17 protein-coding genes are annotated in these 21,545 nt (G+C 64.8%); 6 read left to right on the top strand and 11 right to left on the bottom strand.

Annotated elements, in window-relative coordinates:
• Positions 1 to 117: 117 nt before the first annotated feature.
• The 8 genes from NH448_RS02980 to NH448_RS02945 form a co-directional block, all read right to left on the bottom strand.
• Entirely contained in the window at positions 118 to 1,713 is a 1,596-nt protein-coding gene (locus tag NH448_RS02980; protein WP_045992918.1) for an isocitrate lyase, read from the bottom strand.
• 460 nt (positions 1,714 to 2,173) lie between these two features.
• Positions 2,174 to 2,602, bottom strand: coding sequence for a GNAT family N-acetyltransferase (locus NH448_RS02975; protein WP_045992917.1), 429 nt, complete (start codon positions 2,600 to 2,602; stop codon positions 2,174 to 2,176).
• Positions 2,595 to 3,782 carry a cupin domain-containing protein gene (locus NH448_RS02970; protein ID WP_253028411.1) on the bottom strand — a complete coding sequence of 396 codons (1,188 nt, stop codon included), beginning with the start codon at positions 3,780 to 3,782 and terminating at the stop codon, positions 2,595 to 2,597. The genes NH448_RS02975 and NH448_RS02970 overlap by 8 nt, the downstream gene beginning before the upstream one ends.
• A gap of 126 nt (positions 3,783 to 3,908) precedes the next feature.
• Complete coding sequence (gene purB / locus NH448_RS02965) at positions 3,909 to 5,282, bottom strand: adenylosuccinate lyase (protein WP_045992915.1); 1,374 nt, start codon at positions 5,280 to 5,282, stop codon at positions 3,909 to 3,911.
• Between the two features lie 40 nt (positions 5,283 to 5,322).
• Positions 5,323 to 5,961, bottom strand: a complete 639-nt coding sequence (hflD, locus tag NH448_RS02960; protein WP_045992914.1) for a high frequency lysogenization protein HflD — start codon at positions 5,959 to 5,961, stop codon at positions 5,323 to 5,325.
• The gene (mnmA, locus tag NH448_RS02955; protein WP_045992913.1) at positions 5,958 to 7,070 is read right to left on the bottom strand and encodes a tRNA 2-thiouridine(34) synthase MnmA; all 1,113 of its coding nucleotides are present in this window, start codon (positions 7,068 to 7,070) and stop codon (positions 5,958 to 5,960) included. Before mnmA ends, hflD begins: the two co-directional genes overlap by 4 nt.
• Before the next feature lie 68 nt (positions 7,071 to 7,138).
• Positions 7,139 to 7,588, bottom strand: coding sequence for an NUDIX hydrolase (locus NH448_RS02950; protein ID WP_045992993.1), 450 nt, complete (start codon positions 7,586 to 7,588; stop codon positions 7,139 to 7,141).
• Positions 7,585 to 8,175, bottom strand: coding sequence for a pseudouridine synthase (locus NH448_RS02945; RefSeq protein WP_045992912.1), 591 nt, complete (start codon positions 8,173 to 8,175; stop codon positions 7,585 to 7,587). Before NH448_RS02945 ends, NH448_RS02950 begins: the two co-directional genes overlap by 4 nt.
• 145 nt (positions 8,176 to 8,320) lie before the next feature.
• On the opposite strand from NH448_RS02945, the gene icd reads away from it, so the two are divergent.
• The 3 genes from icd to clpA all read left to right on the top strand — a co-directional run bounded on the left by icd (position 8,321) and on the right by clpA (position 12,694).
• Positions 8,321 to 9,577, top strand: a complete 1,257-nt coding sequence (gene icd / locus NH448_RS02940; protein WP_045992911.1) for an NADP-dependent isocitrate dehydrogenase — start codon at positions 8,321 to 8,323, stop codon at positions 9,575 to 9,577.
• A 303-nt stretch (positions 9,578 to 9,880) separates the two neighbouring features.
• The gene (gene clpS / locus NH448_RS02935; RefSeq protein ID WP_045992910.1) at positions 9,881 to 10,213 is read left to right on the top strand and encodes an ATP-dependent Clp protease adapter ClpS; all 333 of its coding nucleotides are present in this window, start codon (positions 9,881 to 9,883) and stop codon (positions 10,211 to 10,213) included.
• A 204-nt stretch (positions 10,214 to 10,417) separates the two neighbouring features.
• Positions 10,418 to 12,694, top strand: coding sequence for an ATP-dependent Clp protease ATP-binding subunit ClpA (gene clpA, locus NH448_RS02930; RefSeq protein WP_045992909.1), 2,277 nt, complete (start codon positions 10,418 to 10,420; stop codon positions 12,692 to 12,694).
• 380 nt (positions 12,695 to 13,074) lie between these two features.
• On the opposite strand, the gene infA is transcribed toward clpA, so the two are convergent.
• The 3 genes from infA to aat all read right to left on the bottom strand — a co-directional run bounded on the left by infA (position 13,075) and on the right by aat (position 15,056).
• A complete protein-coding gene (gene infA / locus NH448_RS02925; protein WP_013332816.1) occupies positions 13,075 to 13,293 on the bottom strand; it encodes a translation initiation factor IF-1 in 219 nt (72 codons plus the stop codon).
• A gap of 201 nt (positions 13,294 to 13,494) precedes the next feature.
• Positions 13,495 to 14,241: an arginyltransferase gene (locus NH448_RS02920; protein ID WP_045992908.1), complete on the bottom strand. Its 747-nt coding sequence runs from the start codon at positions 14,239 to 14,241 to the stop codon at positions 13,495 to 13,497.
• A 98-nt stretch (positions 14,242 to 14,339) separates the two neighbouring features.
• Positions 14,340 to 15,056 carry a leucyl/phenylalanyl-tRNA--protein transferase gene (aat, locus tag NH448_RS02915; RefSeq protein ID WP_045992907.1) on the bottom strand — a complete coding sequence of 239 codons (717 nt, stop codon included), beginning with the start codon at positions 15,054 to 15,056 and terminating at the stop codon, positions 14,340 to 14,342.
• A 181-nt stretch (positions 15,057 to 15,237) separates the two neighbouring features.
• Here aat and NH448_RS02910 point away from each other — a divergent pair, with 181 nt between their 5' ends.
• The 3 genes from NH448_RS02910 (at position 15,238) to NH448_RS02900 (ending at position 21,511) form a co-directional block, all read left to right on the top strand.
• A complete protein-coding gene (locus tag NH448_RS02910) occupies positions 15,238 to 18,684 on the top strand; it encodes a DNA translocase FtsK (protein WP_045992992.1) in 3,447 nt (1,148 codons plus the stop codon).
• A 188-nt stretch (positions 18,685 to 18,872) separates the two neighbouring features.
• Positions 18,873 to 19,511: an outer membrane lipoprotein chaperone LolA gene (gene lolA / locus NH448_RS02905; RefSeq protein ID WP_045992906.1), complete on the top strand. Its 639-nt coding sequence runs from the start codon at positions 18,873 to 18,875 to the stop codon at positions 19,509 to 19,511.
• Between the two features lie 212 nt (positions 19,512 to 19,723).
• Positions 19,724 to 21,511, top strand: a complete 1,788-nt coding sequence (locus NH448_RS02900; protein WP_045992905.1) for an acyl-CoA dehydrogenase — start codon at positions 19,724 to 19,726, stop codon at positions 21,509 to 21,511.
• Positions 21,512 to 21,545 lie beyond the last annotated feature (34 nt).

Below are 21,545 nucleotides of genomic sequence, written 5' to 3'. Positions count from 1 at the left end.
GAGGCCGACGGCCTCCCTTTCTCACAGTGACGGAGCTCAGTCACAGGGTCTGTCACAGGGTCTGTCACAGGGCTCAGTGTCTGGGCTCAGTGACTGGGCGCCACTGGCCCGCGATCCTCAGCCGAACTGGTTCATGGTGTTGTCCTTGCCGCCGGCCTTGAGCGCCGCGTCGCCGTGGAAGAACTCCTTGTGGTCGTCACCGATATTGGAGCCGGCCATGTCCTGGTGGCGAACGGTGGCGATACCCTCGCGGATCTCGCGGCGCTGCACACCCGCCACGTAGGCCAGCATGCCCTCGTCGCCGAAGTAGCCCTTGGCCAGGTTGTCGGTAGACAGGGCGGCCGTGTGGTAGGTCGGCAGGGTGATCAGGTGGTGGAAGATGCCTGCCTCGCGGGCGGCGTCACGCTGGAAGTTGCGCGTCCACTCGTCGGCCAGTTGGCCAAGCTCAGTGTCGTCGTAGCGTGCGTTCATCAGGTCGGCACGCTCGTAGGCGGAGACGTCCTTGCCTTCGGCTTCCCAGGCGTCGAACACCTGCTGGCGGAAGTTCAGCGTCCAGTTGAACGACGGCGAGTTGTTGTAGACCAGCTTGGCGCTGGGCACCGCCTCGCGGATGCGGTTGACCATGCCGGCGATCTGGCCGACGTGGGGCTTTTCGGTCTCGATCCACAAAAGATCGGCACCGTTCTGCAGGCTGGTGATGCAGTCCAGCACCACCCGGTCTTCGCCGGTGCCAGGCTTGAACTGATAGAGGCCGGAGGCGAGACGCTTGACCTTGACCAGCTTGCCGTTCTGCTTGATCACCACGTCGCCGTTGTCGATATCGGAGGCCGAGGAAATCTCTTCACCGTCGAGGAAGCTGTTGTACTGATCGCCCAGGTCGCCTGGCTCGTTGGTGACCGCGATCTTCTGGGTCAGGCCGGCACCCAGGGAGTCGGTACGGGCCACGATCACCCCATCATCCACGCCCAGTTCAAGGAAGGCGTAACGTACGGCGTTGATCTTGGCGATGAAGTCCTCGTGGGGCACGGTGACCTTGCCGTCCTGGTGGCCGCACTGCTTCTCGTCGGACACCTGGTTCTCGAGCTGGATACAGCAGGCACCGGCCTCGATCATCTTCTTGGCCAGCAGGTAGGTGGCCTCGGCGTTGCCGAAACCGGCGTCGATGTCGGCGATGATCGGCACGATGTGCGTTTCGTGGTTGTCGATCTGGTTGGTCAGATCGTCGACCTTGGCGCTGTCACCGGCTTCCTTGGCTTCTTCTCGGGCACGGAACAGGTGGTTGAGCTCCCAGGTGTCGGCCTGGCGCAGGAAGGTGTAGAGCTCCTCGATCAGCGATGCCACGCTGGTCTTCTCGTGCATGGACTGGTCGGGCAGCGGACCGAACTCGCTGCGCAGGGCGGCGACCATCCAGCCGGACAGGTAGAGGTAGCGGCGCTTGGTGTTGCCAAAGTGCTTCTTGATGGAAATCAGCTTCTGCTGACCGATGAAGCCGTGCCAGCAGCCCAGTGACTGGGTGTAGTTGGTGGTGTCGGCGTCGTAGGCGGCCATGTCCTCGCGCATGATGGCGGCGGTGTAGCGAGCGATGTCGAGACCGGTGCGGAAACGGTTCTGCACGCGCATGCGGGCGGCGCTTTCCGGATCGATGTTGTCCCACTTGCCGCGCTGGGCTTCACGAAGCTGGGTCAGGGTCTTCAGTTCTTCACGAAAGGTCATGATCGGGCCGTCCTGATGTTGAATCGACTGTTTGGTTCGACGTTCTGATACGACTTGCCTGGCATCCATGGTGAGGGGCGGTGTCGGGGCGGTCGCTTTCGACCGGCCTTTGGCTCCAGTGGCTTGCAGGCTCTTGCGGTTGGCGTCATTGCAAGAGGATCGACTGCTGGCCATGCCATGCTGCACCTGCGAAGTGTAGTCAGGTTCCTGCACCTTGGCCGAGAAGTCTTTACGGCCTTGGTCGAATCTTGGCGGAACGGTAGAGGTCGACTACAAAGTGAGCGATCTGACTCGCCATCGAGGTCTGTCCGCTGCGCCATGGTTGTGACTATGGCCCACAGCGGTGGGGGTTCGCCATTGGTACTTGGGGGGACAAGGCGTTGTAGTCCGACTACAGGAAAGCGCCGCAGAGGCACATTCCTGTAGTCGAGTTTCCTGAACGGAGGAGCTGACGGAGAGGTCAGTCGTTCAGGGAGAGGGTCATATTGCGATGCGGAATACCGGCGTCGAGGAAGATATCTCCCTCGGCGCGGAAGCCCAGGGCTTCGTAGAAACCGAGCGCATGGGTCTGGGCGGCGAGCTCGACGCTCGAGTGACCACGCTGTCGCGCAGCCTTGATGGTGGCGCGCATCAGCGCCACGCCGACGCCGAGTCCCCGGGCTTCGGCAAGCACCGCCACGCGACCGATATGGCCATCGGGCAGCAGTCTCGCCGTACCCAGTACACGCTCGTCCTGGCTCGCCAGGAAATGCAGGCAGTCAGGATCGAGGCCGTCCCACTCTTCCTCGATCGGCACCTGTTGTTCGATGACGAAGACGCGATAGCGAATGTCACCGGCCGCTTCGCCAAGTTGTTCCCAGCTTCCCTGTTCGATCACCACCTCAGGCATCGTCGTCCTCCATGTCGTCGACCGGCCAGCCAAGGCTGCCGGCGTCGAACAGCCGTGTCAGCACCTCGGCGGCGCCGGGGTAGTCGAGCAGCGAGGCGTCGAACTCGCCGCGGTTGGCGATCTCGCGGGCCAGCGCCAGATCGCAGTCGATGCCGTCGCCGTCGGCAAACAGGGTGGCCCGGTCGTCCGCCAGGGCGTGCCAGGCGAAGCGAGAGCCCGGCGCGGCCACCAGCACCTCGCCTTCCTGTAGTGCAGCGACAAGCTCGTCTGGCGCCGTCGGTGTCTCGCTGGGCTCGAGCTGGTCCACGTACTTGGGCTGGGTCATCACCCGGCCGAACCACTGGGCCATCTGGGCTGGATCGTTCAGGGTCTCGAGGATCAACTGGCGCATGCGTGACAGCGCCGCCTGATCGAGTTCGCCCGGGTCCTCGGCCGGGGTCATGCCGGCATCGCCGTAGCGGCGAGAGGGGGGTTGCTGCTCACCCAGGTAGTCGGCGAAGGAGGTGATCGCCTCGTCCGCCGAGGGGGCGCGAAAGCCCACCGAGTAGGTCATGCAGTCATCGCTCTGGCTGACCCCGTGGTGCGCCCAGCCGGGGGGCAGGTAGAGCATGTCGCCGGGCTCCAGCACCCAGTCCTGATCGGCGTTGACCTCGAAGGTCTCGAGGATGTGCAGGTCGATGCCGCGCAGGATCGGGGCGTCATCGGCCACCTTGCCGCCAAGCTGCCAGCGGCGCTGACCACTGCCCTGGAGCAGGAAGACATCGTACTGGTCCAGGTGCGGGCCGACGCTGCCGCCTGGCGGCGCGTAGCTGACCATGATGTCATCCAGGCGCCAGCGCGGCAGAAAGGTGAAGTCCTCCAGCAGGGCGGCGACCTCCGGCACATAGTGATCCACCGCCTGTACCAGCAGGGTCCAGTCGCGCTCCGGCAGGCGGGCGAAGGTGGCCTCGTCGAAGGGGCCGTGGCTGACCTGCCAGGGTCCGTCGGGGCCCTGTTCCTCGACCAGGCGTGCCTCGATATTGTCCTCGCAGGCGAGCCCGGCCAGTTCGTCTGGCGTCAGCGGGTTGTCGAAGTCTGGGAAGGCGCCACGGATCAGCAGCGGTTGCTGTTGCCAGACATCGCGCAGGAACTCTGCCGATGTCAGGCCGCCCAGCAGGGTGAGGGGGGTATCAGTTGACATGAGGAATCCTGATGGTGATTGGGAGTAGCGGGCTAGGTATCGGCCCCGGCCCCGAAGAGAGGGCTCCAGAAACGCCTCACCCCACCGATTGGCGGGGTGAAGCGGGGTTCTGTCAGCGGCTCCGGCTCAGTGCTGCGGCAGGGCGCGAGCCTGCTCGACGGCATTGCCGATGTAGTTGCCGGGGGTCAGCTGCTTGAGCTCTGCCTTGACCTCGTCGGGCAGTTCCAGACCATCGATGAAGGCGGCAAAACCGGCCTGGTCGATGCGTTTGCCGCGGGTCAGCTCCTTCAACTTTTCGTAGGGCTTCTCGATGCCGTAGCGACGCATCACCGTCTGGATCGGCTCGGCCAGCACTTCCCAGCTGGTGTCCAGGTCCTCGGCCAGACGCTGGGGGTTGGCCTCGAGCTTGCCGATGCCTTTCAGCGAGGCCTGGTAGGCGATCAGGCCGTAGGCCAGACCGACGCCCAGGTTGCGCAGCACGGTGGAGTCGGTCAGGTCACGCTGCCAGCGGGAGATCGGCAGCTTCTGGGCCAGGTGGGCGAGGATGGCATTGGCCAGGCCCAGATTACCCTCGGAGTTCTCGAAGTCGATCGGGTTGACCTTGTGCGGCATGGTCGAGGAGCCGATCTCGCCGGCCACGGTGCGCTGCTTGAAGTAACCCAGCGAGATGTAGCCCCAGACGTCACGATCGAAGTCGATCAGGATGGTGTTGAAGCGACACACAGCGTCGAACAGCTCGGCGATATAGTCGTGGGGTTCGATCTGGGTGGTATAGGGGTTGAAGGTCAGGCCCAGGCCTTCGACGAAGGTGCGAGCGTTGGCCTCCCAGTCGATGTCCGGGTAGGTGGCCAGGTGGGCGTTGTAGTTGCCCACGGCGCCGTTGATCTTGCCCAGCACCTCGGCGCTTTCGATCTGCTTGAGCTGGCGGCGCAGACGGTAGGCCACGTTGGCCATTTCCTTGCCCAGGGTGGTGGGGCTGGCGGTCTGACCATGGGTGCGCGACAGCATTGGCACGGCAGCGTGTTCTTCGGCCAGACGGGCGATCTCGTCGGCCACCTGGCGCATGGTCGGCAGCAGGCTGTCGAGGCCATCGCGCAGCATCACGCCGTAGGACAGGTTGTTGATGTCCTCGCTGGTGCAGGCGAAGTGCACGAACTCGGTGACGGCATGCAGCTCTGCATTGTCGGCAATGGCTTCCTTGATCCAGTACTCGACCGCCTTGACGTCGTGGTTGGTGGTGCGCTCGATGTCCTTGATGCGCGCCGCGTCGGCTTCGCTGAAGTTCTTGACCAGGCCATCCAGGAAGGCTGTGGCGGTGGCCGACAGCTCCGGCACCTCGGTGATCTGCGGGTGCGCGGCCAGGCGCTCCAGCCAGCGGATCTCGACGATGACGCGGGCGCGGATCAGGCCAAATTCGCTGAAGTGTTCGCGCAGTGATTCGGCCTTGCTGCCGTAGCGACCGTCGACGGGAGAGAGGGCGGTGAGAGCGGAGAGTTGCATGGCGGTTTTCCGGTACGGGTAGGAAAGGAAGATCGAGCGATCAGAGGGTGTCCAGGGCGCGCTTGAGGCTGCCCCGCTGGAAGATCAGCTTCCAGCGACGTCCGCCCTGCTGGTGCCACAGCAGGCCGAAGCGAATGCCGGAGAGCAGGCAGGCGCGGACCCGCTCCGGCATCATCCGGCTTTGCAGCAGCGAAGGGTCGCCCTGGACCACGATTCGGTTCTTGAAGGTGGAAAGCGTCTGCTGGTAGGCCTCGCCGAGGCTCGCCACGACGTTCTCGTGGGTCGGACCGAAGTGTTCGGCCTGGCCCTGGATACGGGTCAGGTGGGTGCCGAGCGCGTCCATCATGTCGGGCTGGGTGCGCAGCTTGTTCATCAGCAGCATCAGGCTGAAGCCGTAGCGCATCACCACCGGGTTGGCCTGGCGTCGGCCGAGCACTGCCTCCAGGGTCTCGAGCCCCAGGCGCAGATTGTTGGGATGCCCGCCATAGATGGATTCGAAGGTTGGCGGGTTGGTTTCCAGGGTGGCGGTGATCTGGGTGTCCCAGGCGCGGCTGTCGACCTGGCCGGTGCGCGCCAGCTCGTCGACCAGATGGGCGGCCTGAAATACGCCGGCCAGGGCGATCGCCTGGCGAGCCGCCGGGGACTCGGGGGCGCGGTGGATAGGTACCGAATCGGTCATGCCGCTCGCTCCTCGGCGTTCCAGGTGGACCGGATGACGCCGCCGCCGAGGCAGACGTCACCGTCGTAGATGACCAGCGATTGGCCCGGTGTCACGGCTCGCTGTGGGTCGTCGAAGTGTACCGCGACGCCGCCATCGGCCCGGGTCGTCAGCGTGCATGGCACGTCGTCCTGACGATAGCGGGTCTTGGCGCTGAAGCGCCCCTCGGCGCAAGGCGGCTCACCGGCGACCCAATCCATCGCCTCGGTGGCCAGGCTGTCGGTGTACAACAGAGGGTGATGCTTGCCTTGAACCGCGATCAGCACGTTGCGCTCGAGGTCCTTGCCGGCCACGTACCAGGGGTCTTCCGAATAGTTGGCGAGACCGCCGATGCCGAGGCCCTGGCGCTGGCCCAGGGTGTAGTACATCAGGCCCATGTGATCGCCGATGACGTCGCCGTCCGGTGTCTCGATGGTCCCCGGCTGGGCCGGCAGGTACTGCTTGAGAAAGTCGCTGAAGCGGCGCTCGCCGATGAAGCAGATACCGGTGGAGTCCTTCTTCTTTGCGGTAACCAGATCGTGCTGTTCGGCGATGGCGCGAACCTCGGGCTTTTCGATCTCGCCCACCGGGAACAGGGTGCGCGCGATGGCGGCTTCCGGCACGGCGTGCAGGAAGTAGCTCTGGTCCTTGTTGCCGTCGAGTCCCTTGAGCAGTCGCGGGCGGCCGTCGCGCTCGCCGCGGCGAACATAGTGACCGGTGGCGATCATCTCGGCGCCGAGCATCTCGGCGTAGTCGAGGAACACCTTGAACTTGATTTCGCGGTTGCAAAGGATATCGGGATTCGGTGTGCGTCCGGCCTTGTACTCGGCGAGGAAGTGCTCGAACACGTTGTCCCAGTACTCGGCGGCAAAGTTGGCCGTGTGCAGGGGAATGTCGAGCTTCTTGCACACCGCTTCGGCGTCCGCCAGGTCTTCCATGGCGGTGCAGTATTCGGTGCCGTCGTCCTCATCCCAGTTCTTCATGAACAGCCCTTCCACCTGATAGCCCTGTTGGATCAGGCGGAGGGCGGAAACGGAGGAATCGACGCCGCCGGACATGCCGACGATGACTTTGCCGGTGGACGCTGACATAACGACTCTCGGAGTGGTGGGGCAAATGGGCGGTGATTATACACGAATTGCACCCGTCAACCGAAGCCTCAGCGTTCGTGCAGCACCTCCATCGGGAAGGTCTTGCCGGCCAGGGCGTCGCGGATGCGCTTGATCACCAGTGGGCTGCGCAGGCGGCCCTCGCGCTCCAGCGCCTCGACGTCCTCCAGGGTCAGCCAATGGATGGCCATGATATCCCGGTCCAGTTCGGTGCCCAGGTGGGCCAGCGCCATGCCAAAGAAGGCGTGGCTGTGGAAGGTCTTGCCGTCCGGGGCCTCGTACACGTACATGCCCAGGTAGTCGGTGATGCCGACCCGCCAGGCGGTCTCTTCGGCGACCTCGCGCAGGGCGCCGTCGCGGATGCGCTCACCGGGTTCCAGGTGGCCAGCGGGCTGGTTGAACAGGGTATGGGGGCCGCCACGGTCTTCTTCCACCAGCAGGAAACGACCGGCTCGTTCGACCACCGTGGCCACGGTCACGTAGGGGGTCCAGCGCATTATCGGCGTCTCCTTGTTGTAGGGGCTGAGCCCCGGGGGCGCTTTGGCGCGTGCAGCGTCTGGCGCTGCCATTGTCCCGGGGCCAGGCCGTCGAGCCGCCAGGGGCCGATGGCGACGCGTACCAGCCTCAGCGTCGGGTGGCCCACATGGGCGGTCATCCTGCGCACCTGGCGATTGCGCCCCTCGCTGATGGTCAGCTCCAGCCAGCAGGTAACGGGATGGCGCTTCGGGTCCAGCGGTGGCGTGCGCTCGGGCAGCCCGCTGGTCGTCAATCGCCGGACCTTGGCCGGCCGGGTGGGTCCATCGTTGAGAGTGACCCCTTCGGCGAGCGCCTTCAAGGCCCGATCGTCCGGCTGTCCCTCGACGAGCACTCGATACGTCTTCGGCTGCTTGTGGCGCGGGTGGCTGATACGATGAATCAACTCGCCATCGTCACTGAGCAACAACAGGCCTTCGGAATCGTAGTCGAGGCGGCCGGCCGGATAGATGTCCGGCACGTCGATCAGCGAGGCCAGGGTATTGCGTCCCTGGTCATCGGTGAACTGGGACAGCACCCGATAGGGCTTGTGCAGCAGATAAAGTTGACTCATGGGCGGGCTCGATGATCTGGCTCGGAAGGCGTGGCGGCGGGCCGTTTAGGCCTTTTCCAAAGATTGTCGACAAAGCCTACTCCGGGCGCGGGGGGTAATGCTATACTCCGCGCTCCACTGAATAGACCTGACAGGGGAGTTCTCAATGGGTTTCCAGAAAATTGTCGTCCCTGAGGGCGGCGAAAAGATCACCGCCAACGCCGACAACAGCCTGAACGTACCGAATAATCCGATCATTCCCTTCATCGAGGGTGACGGTATCGGTGTCGACGTGACCCCGGCGATGAAGATCGCCATCGACGCCGCTGTGCAGAAGGCTTACAACGGCGAGCGCAAGATCCACTGGATGGAAGTCTACGCCGGCGAGAAGGCCACCCACGTCTATGACGCGGACACCTGGCTGCCGGAAGAGACCCTGGAAGCGGTCAAGGACTACATCGTTTCCATCAAGGGCCCGCTGACCACGCCGGTCGGTGGCGGCATCCGTTCACTGAACGTGGCGCTGCGCCAGAAGCTGGATCTGTACGTCTGTCAGCGCCCGGTGCGCTGGTTCGAAGGCGTGCCGAGCCCGGTCAAGAAGCCTGCCGACGTCGACATGGTCATCTTCCGCGAGAACTCCGAAGATATCTACGCCGGCATCGAATGGAAGGCCGGTACCGCGGAAGCCGACAAGGTCATCAAGTTCCTGCGTGAAGAGATGGGTGTCACCAACATCCGCTTCCCCGAGAACTGTGGCATCGGCGTCAAGCCGGTCTCCATCGAAGGCACCAAGCGTCTGGTCCGTCAGGCCCTGCAGTACACCATCGACAACGACCGCGAGTCGCTGACCCTGGTGCACAAGGGCAACATCATGAAGTTCACCGAAGGCTCCTTCAAGGATTGGGGCTACGAGCTGGCCAAGGAAGAGTTCGGCGCCGAACTCCTCGATGGCGGCCCCTGGATGACCTTCAAGAACCCGAAGACCGGCAAGGACATCGTGGTCAAGGACGTCATCGCCGACGCCATGCTGCAGCAGATCCTGCTGCGTCCGGCCGAATACGACGTCATCGCCACCCTGAACCTGAACGGTGACTACCTGTCCGACGCCCTGGCGGCGGAAGTGGGCGGCATCGGCATCGCGCCGGGCGCCAACATCTCCGACACCACCGCCATGTTCGAGGCGACCCACGGCACCGCGCCGAAGTACGCCGGCCAGGACAAGGTCAACCCGGGCTCGCTGATCCTCTCCGCCGAGATGATGCTGCGCCACATGGGTTGGGTCGAGGCCGCCGATCTGGTGCTCAAGGGCGTGGAGAAGGCCATCAGCAAGGGCGAGGTCACCTACGACTTCCATCGCCTGATGGAAAACGCCACGCTGTTCAAGTGCTCCGAGTTCGGTCAGGCCGTCGCCGACAACATGTAAGCGACGTACCGATCGTCCGATGACAGCGTCTGGTGCCGGTGATCGCTATCGCCCGTACCGGCTGTTCATCGCGGCGCTCTGAAAAGGCCCTCGCCCGCTCGGGCGGGGGCTTTTTGCTTTGTACGTTTTTTGCGTGAAAGCGTCCGTCGGATTTCCGATAATGGGAGACGGAACGGAACCCTGCCGCGCCGCCGACGTCCAATGCTCGACGCGGGTGGGCGCAGGCACCCGATTGACAGTGTGAGGCCTATGTTCAACGCAAGAGAGGAGGATCCTGTCTGGATCCGCGCCCCCTTCGCCGGAATGACCCGTCCGCCCAGTGAGCCGGGCGAGCAGGATGACGGTGATCTGGCGACCCAGGAGGCTGACCCCGAGGTGGCCAGGCCACCCATGTATAAGGTTGTCTTGCATAACGACGACTTCACCCCCATGGAGTTTGTGGTGGAGGTGCTGCAGACCTTCTTCCATCTGGACAGCGAGACCGCCGTGCAGATCATGCTGACGGTCCACAGCCACGGAAAGGCAACCTGCGGTGTCTTTACCCATGACATCGCCGAGACCAAGAGCCATCAGGTCAACGAGTATGCGAGAGAGTGCCAGCATCCGCTGTTGAGCGATATCGAGGCAGCGGACTGAGACGGGTCGATATCGGATCGCCCTGACAGTGCTGCCGCTGGCGGCGACGAGTGGTCACAGATCCGCACAAGCCGGCCCCGCGTTAACGAGAGACGGCTGCTGCGTTGACGAAGAACTTGCAACGGCGCCATTTGTACCCGATGTTGATGGTGCCGGACCACAAAAGATCCGATGCAAGCCCTATGCGGCGAGAAGGGGACTGCCATGCTGAGCAAAGAACTTGAACTGACCCTGAACACGGCCTTCACCGTGGCGCGTTCCAAGCGCCATGAGTTCATGACCGTGGAGCACTTGTTGCTGGCGCTTCTGGATAATGCTTCAGCATCAGATGTGCTGCGTGCCTGTGGGGCCAATCTCGACAAGCTGCGGTCCGACCTGCAGGATTTCATCAATTCCACCACCCCGCTGATTCCGGAAGACCAGACCGAGCGCGAGACCCAGCCGACGCTGGGCTTCCAGCGAGTGCTTCAGCGGGCCGTGTTCCACGTGCAGTCTTCTGGCAAGAGCGAAGTGACCGGTGCCAACGTACTGGTTGCGATCTTCTCCGAGCAGGAGAGCCAGGCGGTCTACTTCCTCAAGCAGCAGAACGTGGCACGGGTCGATGCGGTCAACTACATCGCCCACGGGATCTCCAAGGTCACCGGCCACGGCCAGAGCCCGTCTTCGGCGGCTCCCGAGGCCGAGGACGCCGAGGAAGCCGGCAGCGAGGCCGGCGGCAATCCGTTGACCGGTTTTGCCACCAACCTCAACGAGCAGGCCCGCATGGGCAAGATCGACCCCCTGATCGGGCGTGATCATGAGCTCGAGCGGGTGGTGCAGATTCTGGCACGGCGGCGCAAGAACAACCCCTTGCTGGTCGGTGAGGCCGGCGTCGGCAAGACCGCCATCGCCGAGGGCCTGGCCAAGCGCATCGTCGAGGAAGACGTGCCCGATGTGATCGGCGACGCCGTGGTGTACTCGCTGGACATGGGCGCGCTGCTGGCGGGTACCAAGTATCGTGGTGACTTCGAGAAGCGCTTGAAGAGCCTGCTGGCGGAACTGCGCAAGCTGCCCAACGCCATCCTGTTCATCGATGAGATCCATACGGTGATCGGCGCCGGTGCGGCGTCCGGTGGAGTGATGGACGCATCGAACCTGCTCAAGCCGCTGCTGTCCTCCGGCGAGCTGCGCTGTATCGGCTCCACCACCTTCCAGGAATTCCGCGGTATCTTCGAGAAGGATCGTGCCCTGGCACGTCGTTTCCAGAAGGTCGATGTGATGGCCCCCTCGGTCGAGGACTCCATCAAGATCCTCAAGGGGCTGCGTTCACGCTTCGAGGAGCACCACCAGCTCAAGTACACCGACGCCGCGCTGGACAGCGCCGCGCGGCTGGCGGATCGCTACATCAACGACCGCTTCCTGCCGGACAAGGCCATCGATGTCATCGATGAGGCCGGTGCCCACCAGCGCCTGCTGCCGCCTGAGATGCGCGTGGACACCATCGACGTCGATCAGGTCGAGGCGGTGGTCGCTTCCATCGCGCGGATTCCGCCGAAGAGCGTGTCCAGCTCCGATCGCAAGCTGCTCGAGAACCTGGATCGCGATCTCAAGATGCTGGTGTTCGGTCAGGATGAGGCCATCGACAGCCTGGCGGCGGCGATCAAGCTGTCCCGCGCCGGGCTCAAGTCGCCGGACAAGCCGGTCGGCAGCTTCCTGTTCGCCGGCCCCACCGGCGTCGGCAAGACCGAGGTGGCGCGTCAGCTGGCCCATATCATGGGGGTCGAACTGCTGCGCTTCGACATGTCCGAGTACATGGAACGGCACACGGTATCGCGGCTGATCGGCGCACCTCCTGGCTATGTCGGCTATGACCAGGGTGGTCTGCTGACCGAGGCGGTCACCAAGCAGCCCCACTGCGTGCTGCTGCTCGACGAGATCGAGAAGGCGCACCCCGAGGTCTTCAACCTGCTGCTGCAGGTCATGGACCACGGTCGTCTGACCGACAACAACGGGCGCGAGGCGGATTTCCGTCACGTCATTCTGATCATGACCTCCAACGCCGGGGTCGAGATCGCGACGCGTCGCTCGATCGGTTTCCAGACCCAGGACCACTCCACCGATGCCATGGAGGCGATTCGCAAGACCTTCACGCCGGAGTTCCGCAACCGTCTGGATGGCATCATCCAGTTCGCGTCACTGGCCAAGCCTGTCGTACGCAATGTGGTCGACAAGTTCCTGGTGGAACTGCAGGCCCAGCTCGACGAGAAGCGGGTGCAGCTCGAGGTGGACGACGAGGCGCGCGACTGGCTGGCGACCATGGGTTACGACCCGGACATGGGCGCCCGCCCCATGGCTCGACTGATCCAGGAAAAGCTGAAGAAGCCCCTGGCCGAGATGATCCTGTTCGGCGATCTGGCCGAGCACGGTGGTCTGGTGCACGTCAGTCTGGAGGACGGAGAGCTTCACCTGTCCACCGACGTGGAGATGGCCGACGCGCCTTGAGCGTCGAGGCAGGCTTTGTGGGGTGTGGCCAAGCCTGAAGCCTGCCTGTTGGGCCTGCCTGCTGAGACTATCAGCAAGTTGGTTGCTTCGACTGGTCAGGAAGTGAAACTACGCGACGCCCCGTCAACGACGGGGCGTCGTCGTTTGTATCCAGCAGGGTCTGGACGGCAACAGCCGTGCGAGTCCCCGGTAGCGGGTCGTTGCCCGGCTTTTGGACGAGGCGGTGCCGCCCTGCTGCGTCAGGCAAAGCAGGGCTGGTGCTGCACCAGAGTCTTGCTGTCTTGCGAAAGGGGGCTGCGCTTGCCGGTGGGGTGGGGCGCGCCGCTAAGGCGCGTTACCGGCAAGTAGCGTCGGCGCTGAAGCGCTGACGCCGGCCGTTCTCAACGGGAACGGTAGACGATGCGACCCTTGGACAGGTCGTAGGGAGTCAGCTCGACCTTGACCTTGTCACCGGTCAGGATGCGGATGTAGTTCTTGCGCATCTTGCCCGAGATGTGGGCGGTCACCACGTGGCCGTTTTCCAGTTCGACCCGGAACATGGTGTTGGGAAGGGTGTCGACGACCACGCCTTCCATTTCGATATGGTCTTCGCGTGCCATATAGGCGAATCCTCGCTGGTGAAATCGAAAAGATGCCTGACCTTGAGGCGTCACTGCCGTTACTGTGGTCAGGATAGCGCGATATTCTGCCGGATGCAGAAGCAGATGGCAAAGGCAGATGGCTGATCGGCCCTCAAAGTGCGCGATATTCTGCCGCTCTCTAGAGAGCAGAGAACGTGCTTGAGCTATCAGGTTGGGCGGTTACTCGCTGTCGATCGGTACCAGGCGTCGCCAGAGCCGGCCATCCAGGCGCTCGAGGGGCGAGAAGCTGCTCTTGTAGCTCATCTTGCGGCACTCCTCGATCCAGTAGCCCAGATAGACGTGGGGAAGTCCCTTCAGGGATGCCATCTGGATCAGAGCCAGCACCGCCTGGGTGCCAAGAGAACGGCGCTCGAGGCTGTGGTCCGGGTCGAAGAAGGTGTAGATGGCGGACAAGCCGTGGCGCAGCTCGTCGAAGGCCGATACCGCTACCAGCTTTCCGTCCAGGCGCATTTCCAGCAGTCTCGCATAAGGCTGGTCGAGGCTCAGGAAGGTACGGTACTGCTCGTGGCTCGGTGGGAACATGTCGCCGTCATGGTGGCGCGTGCAGATATAGCGAGCGTAGAGGTCGTAGTGGCGGGAGTCGAACTGCGCCGGCACCACCTCGATGGTCAGGTCGGCATTGCGCCGCATCAGGCGTCGCTGGGTGCGATTGGGGCTAAAGTCCGCTACCGGGATTCGCACGGAGATGCAGGCGTGACAGCCTTCACAGTGAGGGCGGTAAAGATGCAGACCGCTGCGACGGAAGCCAAGTAGCGTAAGCGCGTCATATACGCCCTGTCCCGGGGATTCCTTGGGATCCAGGAACAGGGTGGTCGCTTCCTTGCCCGGCAGATAGCTGCAGGCGTGCGGCACAGTAAGAAAGAACCGCAGGTCGCGTACGGGTTGACGCGGTGTATTGCTGCTCAAGGCTGCCGTCTCCCTGTCGGATGGCATCGAGTGATGGATCAGGCGTTGGTATGGGTCGTGTCAATGGTGGTCGTCATACATGGCCTACTGATACCAGGTCATTCACCGATGCCGGTGAATGACCATGCCGGCGTCGTCAGGCTGTCTCGGTCCAGATCATCCAGCCACCTCTCAAGATAGCCGATGAAGGCTGATCGAGCGATACCTCGAGCGCCGAGGCTGGCCAGGTGGGGCGTGTGCATCTGGCAGTCGATCAGACGCCCGCCGCCGGCCGCCATGGCGCGGGCCAGATGCACCAGGGCGATCTTGGAGGCATCGGCCTCGCGGCTGAACATCGATTCGCCGAAAAACACCGGTCCCAGGGCGACACCATAGAGCCCGCCGACCAGCCGGTCGTCACGCCAGATTTCCACCGAGTGAGCGACCCCCTCCCGGTGCAGGTCGCAGTAGGCGTCACGCATTTCATCGGTGATCCAGGTGCCTGACGCATGACCATCGTTGCGCGGTGCAGCACAAGCGTCGATGACGGCGTCGAACGCCTGGTCGGCGGTGGCGCGAAAGCCCCCGTTGCGTAGCCGCTTGGCGAGGCTTCGGCGCACGCGTAGCTCTTCGGGGTGCAACACCATGCGCGGATCGGGGCTCCACCAGAGAATCGGCTGGTCGTCGCTGTACCAGGGGAAGATTCCGCGGCGGTAGGCCTCTATCAGCCATTCGGGAGATAGGCCGCCGCCAGCGGCCAGCAGGCCGTCCGGGTCGTCGAGGGCAATATCGACCGAAGGAAAGGTCACAGGATGTTCGTTGAGCCAGGGCAGCATGGGGCTCCCTTTGCAATACCGGGTGGAAGATGGGGCAGTGTGCCCCCAGCCCGCGCTTCGCTCAAGGTATGCTGGGCCTATTCGCTCACCGGCTGGCTCGGTATCATGACCTCCAGTCAGAAGGATGGAAGACGCCGTTATGGCGCAAGGGGAAGGCCGTTTGAGTGCCAACAAGAAGTCCATGTCGTCGCGCGCGACGGCGGCAGCCGCCAAGGAGACCGCCCGCAAGGTCGGGTTGCGTCTGCATGGCTCTGCCAGGGAAGGTGTGATCATCGTACTGCTGGCTGCCTGCGTATTCCTGCTGCTGGCACTGTTCAGCTTCGAGCCGGCAGACCCCGGCTGGTCGAGCAGTGGCCCCGAGACCGCGGTGGCCAACTGGATGGGCCCCATCGGGGCCTGGCTCGCCGACGTGCTGTATTCGTTGTTTGGCATCAGCGCCCTGTGGTGGCCAGGCATGCTGGCGTTTGCCGCCTGGTATCTGATCCGTTCCCGTCGAGTGGAGTTCGAGTGGGATGCTACCGCCCTGGCCGTGCGCTGCGGCGGGCTGATTCTGCTGCTGCTGGGCTGCACCACCCTGGGGGCGCTCTACTTCCATCAGCCCGACAGCGTGTTGCCATACTCCACCGGTGGCATCCTCGGAGTCGGGCTGGTCGGCGCCCTGCGGCCACTGGTGGGCGTCGGCGGAACAGGTCTGCTCGCCGTTGTCGCTATCCTGGGCGGAATGCCGCTGTTTACCGGGTTGTCCTGGCTCAATGTCATGGACGAGGCGGGCCACCGTTGTCTGTTGCTGGGACGCTGGCTCAAGTCCCGCTTCGCGTCGTCTAAAGACGAGGACGACGCAGGGCAGAGCGCCGACCAGCACAGTGCACCTGAGCCCAGGGCCAAGGCGTCATCGCCGATCGACAGCGAAGATGGCGAGGAAAGCGATACGACGCCCCGGCCGTCCTTGTGGCAGCGCCTGCGCGGCAAGGGGACACCGACCGACCTGGATGAGGCCGCGGGGTCGTCCATGGGCGACGACGGCAACACCGATATTCCCTGGGACGTGGCGGAATCCACGCCGTCGGCCAAGCAGCCTGGCGCTGCCTATACCGAACGCTTTGCCGAGGCCGCGCCTCGCCGCCGCCATGAAGGTAGCGTTCAGGACGGCACCACAACGCCGCGGGACACCCGTCCCACCGAACCTGAGGGCGGGCGGCGAGAGCCGACCCTGGCCCCGGAGCCCACGGCTTCCAGAGAGCGGCGAGAGCCGACCCTGGGCGGCAGTTTTGCGGCAGAGGCACCTTCGGCGGCAAGGGCAGAAGAGCCGATGTCGCTGCGTGCTGAGAGGGATGCGCCGGTGCCTTCGCCTGAACGTGCAAGCAAGCCGAGCACTCGCTCTTCACAGGCGCCCGGGGCCGCGCCAGCCGCGCAGGGCTCTCAACAGGAGCGCTCTCCACAGGCGCCCGGGGCCGCGCCAGCCGCGCCTTCTGCTCAGGCGCGCTCTCCGCAGGCGCCCGAAACTGCGTCCGAGGCCGCGCCAGCCGCGCCTAGCTCTTCTCAGGCGCCCGAATCTGCGCCTTCTGCTCAGGCGCCCGAATCTGCGCCGTCTGCGCCGGCGACTGGCGCTCCACAGGAGCCGCGTCGGGAAGAGCCCGCTCGCGGGGAGGAGCCGTCGAGCCACCAGACGCAGCCTCGTCGAGAGGAGCGTCGTGCCGAGGAAATCCCCGAGCCGGTGCTGCCTGATGATGGTGGCGCCCTGGCTGGCGGCGCCATCGCTGCAGGGGCGGGTGCCGGTCTGTTGGCGGCCACCCATGAGGCGCCGCGTAGTGTCTCGAGCCAGGCCCCCAGTTCTTCTCCCCGTCCGTCTTCTGCTGAGGACGCTGGTCAGGATGCTGGTCAGCGCGTGCAGCAGGAAGCGGAGCGCAGCGACGCCGGCACGCCGGCCGAGCCTCCCCGCGCTGAGCCAGGTCACGACGCCGCGGGCGGGAATGTTGCCGGAGGCCACGACAGCGTGGGCGAAGGACGTGTGGCTACCGCAGAGCAAGCCCGTGAGGCCGCCGACAATGACGGCCCGACGCTGTGGACGGTAGAGCACCTGCAAAGCCAGCGTCCCGGTTTCGATGACCTGCCGGAACCCGACGGCGAGCTGCCAAGCCTCAGGCTATTGACCCCGCCGGAGCCGCATCAGCCCAACTACACCGAGCAGCAACTGGCCGATATGGCGGAGTTGCTCGAGATGCGCCTGCGCGAATACGGCGTCAAGGCCGAGGTTGTCGATACCTGGCCGGGTCCGGTCATCACCCGCTTCGAGATCAAGCCGGCAGCGGGGGTGAAGGTCTCCAAGATCAGCAACCTGGCCAAGGACCTGGCGCGTTCGCTGATGGTCAAGAGCGTACGGGTGGTGGAGGTGATACCCGGGCGTCCCACCGTGGGTATCGAGATCCCCAACCCCAATCGCGCGATGATCCGCCTGCGCGAGGTGATCGACTCGGACCGCTACCAGCACGAGGCCTCTGGTCTCACCATGGCGCTGGGTCAGGACATCGGCGGTGCCGCCGTGGTGGCCAACCTGGGCAAGATGCCCCACGTGCTGGTCGCCGGTACCACCGGCTCGGGCAAGTCGGTCGGGGTCAACGCCATGCTGATCTCGATGCTGCTCAAGGCGACCCCCGACGAGCTTCGGCTGATCATGGTCGATCCCAAGATGCTGGAGCTGTCGGTCTATGACGGTATCCCGCACCTGCTGGCGCCGGTGGTCACCGACATGAAGGAGGCCGCCAACGCCCTGCGCTGGTGCGTGGCCGAGATGGAGCGTCGCTACAAGCTGATGGCCGCCATGGGTGTGCGCAACATCGCCGGCTTCAACAGCAAGCTCGATGAGGCCGAGCGGGCCGGTGCCCAGGTTGCCGATCCGTTATGGGAGCCCCAGCCTTGGGAGATGCACCAGACCCCGCCGGTGCTGGAAAAGCTGCCCTACATCGTGGTGGTGATCGACGAATTTGCCGACATGTTCATGATCGTCGGCAAGAAGGTCGAGGAGCTGATCGCCCGACTGGCGCAGAAGGCCCGCGCCGCCGGTATCCATCTGGTGTTGGCGACCCAGCGTCCCTCGGTGGACGTGGTCACCGGCCTGATCAAGGCCAACATCCCCACCCGCATGGCCTTCCAGGTGTCGTCGCGGGTCGACTCCCGCACCATCCTCGATCAGGGCGGCGCCGAGAACCTGCTGGGCCATGGTGACATGCTCTACTTGCCGGCGGGCTCCGGTCAGCCGACCCGCGTGCACGGCGCCTTCGTCGATGACGATGAGGTGCACCGGGTGGTGGAAGACTGGAAGCGGCGCGGCGAGCCCGAGTACATCGACGAGATCCTCTCCGGTGGTGTTTCCGCCGATGCCCTGACCGGGCTCGAGGCCGAGGGCACCGGCGACGACAGCGACGCCGAGCAGGACGCCCTCTATGACGAGGCCGTGGCCTTCGTCACCGAGACGCGCCGGGCCTCGATCTCGGCGGTCCAGCGGCGCTTCAAGATCGGCTACAACCGTGCCGCACGCCTGGTCGAGGCCATGGAAATGGCCGGGGTGGTATCGTCCATGGGCAGCAACGGCGGGCGAGAGGTGCTGGCACCGCCGCCCACCGCAGGCTAACCCGATCGGCACGACACTGTCTCCATTTGGGGACAGTGTCGCGTCAGGATGTAATCACCATGCAAGAGGGTGTCACGACCGGGTTCAGCGGCAACTTGCCAGGCATACTGGACTCAAACGGACATCCTCCCGGCGCCGGAGCCGCTCCGGCGCGACAAGGATTTCGACGATTTCGACGGAGAGACGCTATGCCCGCACGCCTTACCTTGAGTTCCGGTCTTGCCACGCTGGCCCTGGCGCTGGCGATCCCCGCCACCGCCCTGGCCGACGGCGCTGAGCGCCTGACCCGCATGCTGGAGCCGTTGAACACCTATTCCGCCGACTTCGAGCAGCAGATCCTCGACGGCAGTGGCCAGCGCCTGCAGCAGACCGAAGGGCACATGTGGCTGTCGCGCCCCGGCAAGTTCCGCTGGGAGGTCAAGGCACCTTACGAGCAGATCGTGGTGTCGGACGGCGATGAGGTCACCCTCTATGACCCCGATCTCGAGCAGGCCACCATCCAGCCGCTGGATGAGCGCATCACCCACACCCCGGCTCTGCTGCTGTCCGGCAGCGCCAACGAGCTCACCGACAGCTACGAGGTCAAGAGCTCGCAGCAAGGCACCGCCGAGACCTTCACCCTGGAGCCCAAGGCCTCGGACACCCTGTTCGAAAGCCTGCGCCTGACCTTCTACAGCGAGCAGCTGGCGGCGCTGGAGATGACCGACAGCACCGGTCAGCGTACCGCCATCGCCTTCGATAATGCCGAGCAGAACGGCAACATCGATGACCAGCGCTACCGCTTCGAGGTGCCCGAGGGTACCGACGTGATCCGCCAGACCCGCTGATCACACCGGCCGCCGCCGTTCCCGTTCGGCGGCGGCCTCCCTTCCGCACCTTTTCCACGGCCTCCCATTTTCTGTCCGTTCCCTCCTTACCGTGCGCTATCGAGCACGCCGCTTGTCCCCGATCAACCCTGAAGTCTACTGCGACCTTGGCCCAATAGTGTGAGCCGACTAGGGAAACTACTATCCCGGGTATCGTTTTCACGAGGTGCCCCATGTATCCCTACGCCGCTCCCCTGCGAGACCTGTCCTTCGTGCTGTCGGAAATGCTCGAGCACGAGTCCTTGAACCTGGCCCCCTTTGCCGAGGTTGGCCCCGAGCTGGTCGACGCTGTGCTCGAGGAGGCCGCCAAGCTCGCCTCTGATGTCTGGGCGCCGCTCAATGCCAGTGGTGATCGCCAGGGCTGCAGCCGGCTGGAAGACGGCAGCGTGACACTGCCCGACGGCTTCGCCGAGGCCTACCAGGCCTACGCCGAGGGCGGCTGGAACGGGATCGGTGTGTCCGAGGAGCGTGGCGGCCAGGGGCTGCCCGAGGTGGTGGCCAGCAGCGTGCAGGAGATGCTGCACGGCGCCAACATGGCGCTGGGCCTGTGTCCGATGTTGACCGCGGGTGCCATCGAGGCGCTGGCTCACCATGGCAGCGACGAACTCCAGCAGCGTTACCTGGCGCGTCTGGTGGAAGGCAGCTGGACCGGCACCATGAACCTGACCGAGCCTCAGGCCGGCTCGGACCTGTCCCGGGTGCGCACCCGCGCGGTGCCGGAAGGCGATCACTACCGGCTGTTCGGCCAGAAGATCTTCATCACCTGGGGCGAACACGAGGCCGCCGAGAACATCATCCACCTGGTGCTGGCGCGCACCCCCGACGCCCCCGAGGGCAACAAGGGCATCTCGCTGTTTCTGGTGCCCAAGTTCCTGGTCAATGAGGACGGCTCGCTTGGCGAGCGCAACGACGTGGTGTGCGCCTCCATCGAACACAAGATGGGCATCCACGGCAGTCCCACCTGCACCCTCAGCTTCGGCGAGAAGGACGGCGCCGTCGGCTATCTGGTGGGGGAGGCCGGGCGCGGCCTCAACCACATGTTCACGATGATGAACGAGGCTCGCCACAAGGTCGGTATCCAGGGTATCGGTGTCGCCGAGCGTGCCTGCCAGCACGCCCTGGCCTACGCCAACGATCGCTCCCAGGGACGCACACCTGCGTCCCGCGGAGGCGAGCCATGCACCATCGGCGAGCACCTGGACGTGCGCCGCATGCTGCTGTCGATGCGGGCGCGCACCGACGCCCTGAGGGCGCTGGCGCTGCTGTGCGCTCAGCAACTCGACGTGGCTCGTCACCATGAGGACGAACCGCGCCGTCGCGAGGCCCAGGCGCGGGCCGAGGTGCTGATCCCGGTGGTCAAGGGCTTCTCCACCGACCAGGCGGTGGACATCGCCTCGTTGGGTGTTCAGGTCCACGGCGGCATGGGCTTCATCGAGGAGACCGGCGCCGCGCAACTGTTGCGGGACGTGCGTATCGCACCGATCTACGAGGGCACCAACGGCATCCAGGCGCTCGATCTGGCGGGTCGCAAGCTCCAGCGCGATGGCGGCGCGGCCTTGTCACTGCTGATCGACGAAGTGCAGGCCACCGCCGAAGCGCTGTCAGCCCATTCTTCTCTTGCTCCGCTGGGGGCAGAGCTTGCCGCCGGTGCCGAGGATCTGCGTGCCTGTGCGGCCCTGGTGCTGGAGGCGGGGGCAGACGCCGAACGCGGCGCCGACGCCATCCAGGCCTACGCCACACCGCTTCTGTCGCTGACCGGCCACGTACTGTGCGCCTGGCAGATGGGGCGCGCGGCGATCATCGCCCGGGCCGCGCTGGACGCCGGCAGCGACGACGACTTCTACCGGCGCAAGCTGGCCTGTGCCGACTTCGCCGTGCGCCAGTGGCTCCCCGAGGGGTGCGCCCAGCGTCGCGTCATCGAGGCTGGCTTCGACGAACTGCTTGGCGTATCGCTTGGCTGAACCGATTGGCCGTCGGTGTCCACCGGCGGCTATC

Origin of the sequence: Halomonas sp. OfavH-34-E (assembly GCF_024124525.1) — a bacterium.
GTDB lineage: Bacteria > Pseudomonadota > Gammaproteobacteria > Pseudomonadales > Halomonadaceae > Halomonas > Halomonas litopenaei.
Note: the sequence above shows the minus strand (reverse complement) of the source record. Positions and strands in the feature narration are given on the sequence as shown.

Bases quoted from the DNA above. Each gene is read 5' to 3' on its own strand.
- NH448_RS02980 (WP_045992918.1), bottom strand. From the start codon at position 1,713: ATGACCTTTCGTGAAGAACTGAAGACCCTGACCCAGCTTCGTGAAGCC.
- NH448_RS02975 (WP_045992917.1), bottom strand. From the start codon at position 2,602: ATGCCTGAGGTGGTGATCGAACAGGGAAGCTGGGAACAACTTGGCGAA.
- NH448_RS02970 (WP_253028411.1), bottom strand. From the start codon at position 3,782: ATGTCAACTGATACCCCCCTCACCCTGCTGGGCGGCCTGACATCGGCA.
- purB (WP_045992915.1), bottom strand. From the start codon at position 5,282: ATGCAACTCTCCGCTCTCACCGCCCTCTCTCCCGTCGACGGTCGCTAC.
- hflD (WP_045992914.1), bottom strand. From the start codon at position 5,961: ATGACCGATTCGGTACCTATCCACCGCGCCCCCGAGTCCCCGGCGGCT.
- mnmA (WP_045992913.1), bottom strand. From the start codon at position 7,070: ATGTCAGCGTCCACCGGCAAAGTCATCGTCGGCATGTCCGGCGGCGTC.
- NH448_RS02945 (WP_045992912.1), bottom strand. From the start codon at position 8,175: ATGAGTCAACTTTATCTGCTGCACAAGCCCTATCGGGTGCTGTCCCAG.
- icd (WP_045992911.1), top strand. From the start codon at position 8,321: ATGGGTTTCCAGAAAATTGTCGTCCCTGAGGGCGGCGAAAAGATCACC.
- clpS (WP_045992910.1), top strand. From the start codon at position 9,881: ATGACCCGTCCGCCCAGTGAGCCGGGCGAGCAGGATGACGGTGATCTG.
- clpA (WP_045992909.1), top strand. From the start codon at position 10,418: ATGCTGAGCAAAGAACTTGAACTGACCCTGAACACGGCCTTCACCGTG.
- infA (WP_013332816.1), bottom strand. From the start codon at position 13,293: ATGGCACGCGAAGACCATATCGAAATGGAAGGCGTGGTCGTCGACACC.
- aat (WP_045992907.1), bottom strand. From the start codon at position 15,056: ATGCTGCCCTGGCTCAACGAACATCCTGTGACCTTTCCTTCGGTCGAT.
- NH448_RS02910 (WP_045992992.1), top strand. From the start codon at position 15,238: ATGTCGTCGCGCGCGACGGCGGCAGCCGCCAAGGAGACCGCCCGCAAG.
- lolA (WP_045992906.1), top strand. From the start codon at position 18,873: ATGCCCGCACGCCTTACCTTGAGTTCCGGTCTTGCCACGCTGGCCCTG.
- NH448_RS02900 (WP_045992905.1), top strand. From the start codon at position 19,724: ATGTATCCCTACGCCGCTCCCCTGCGAGACCTGTCCTTCGTGCTGTCG.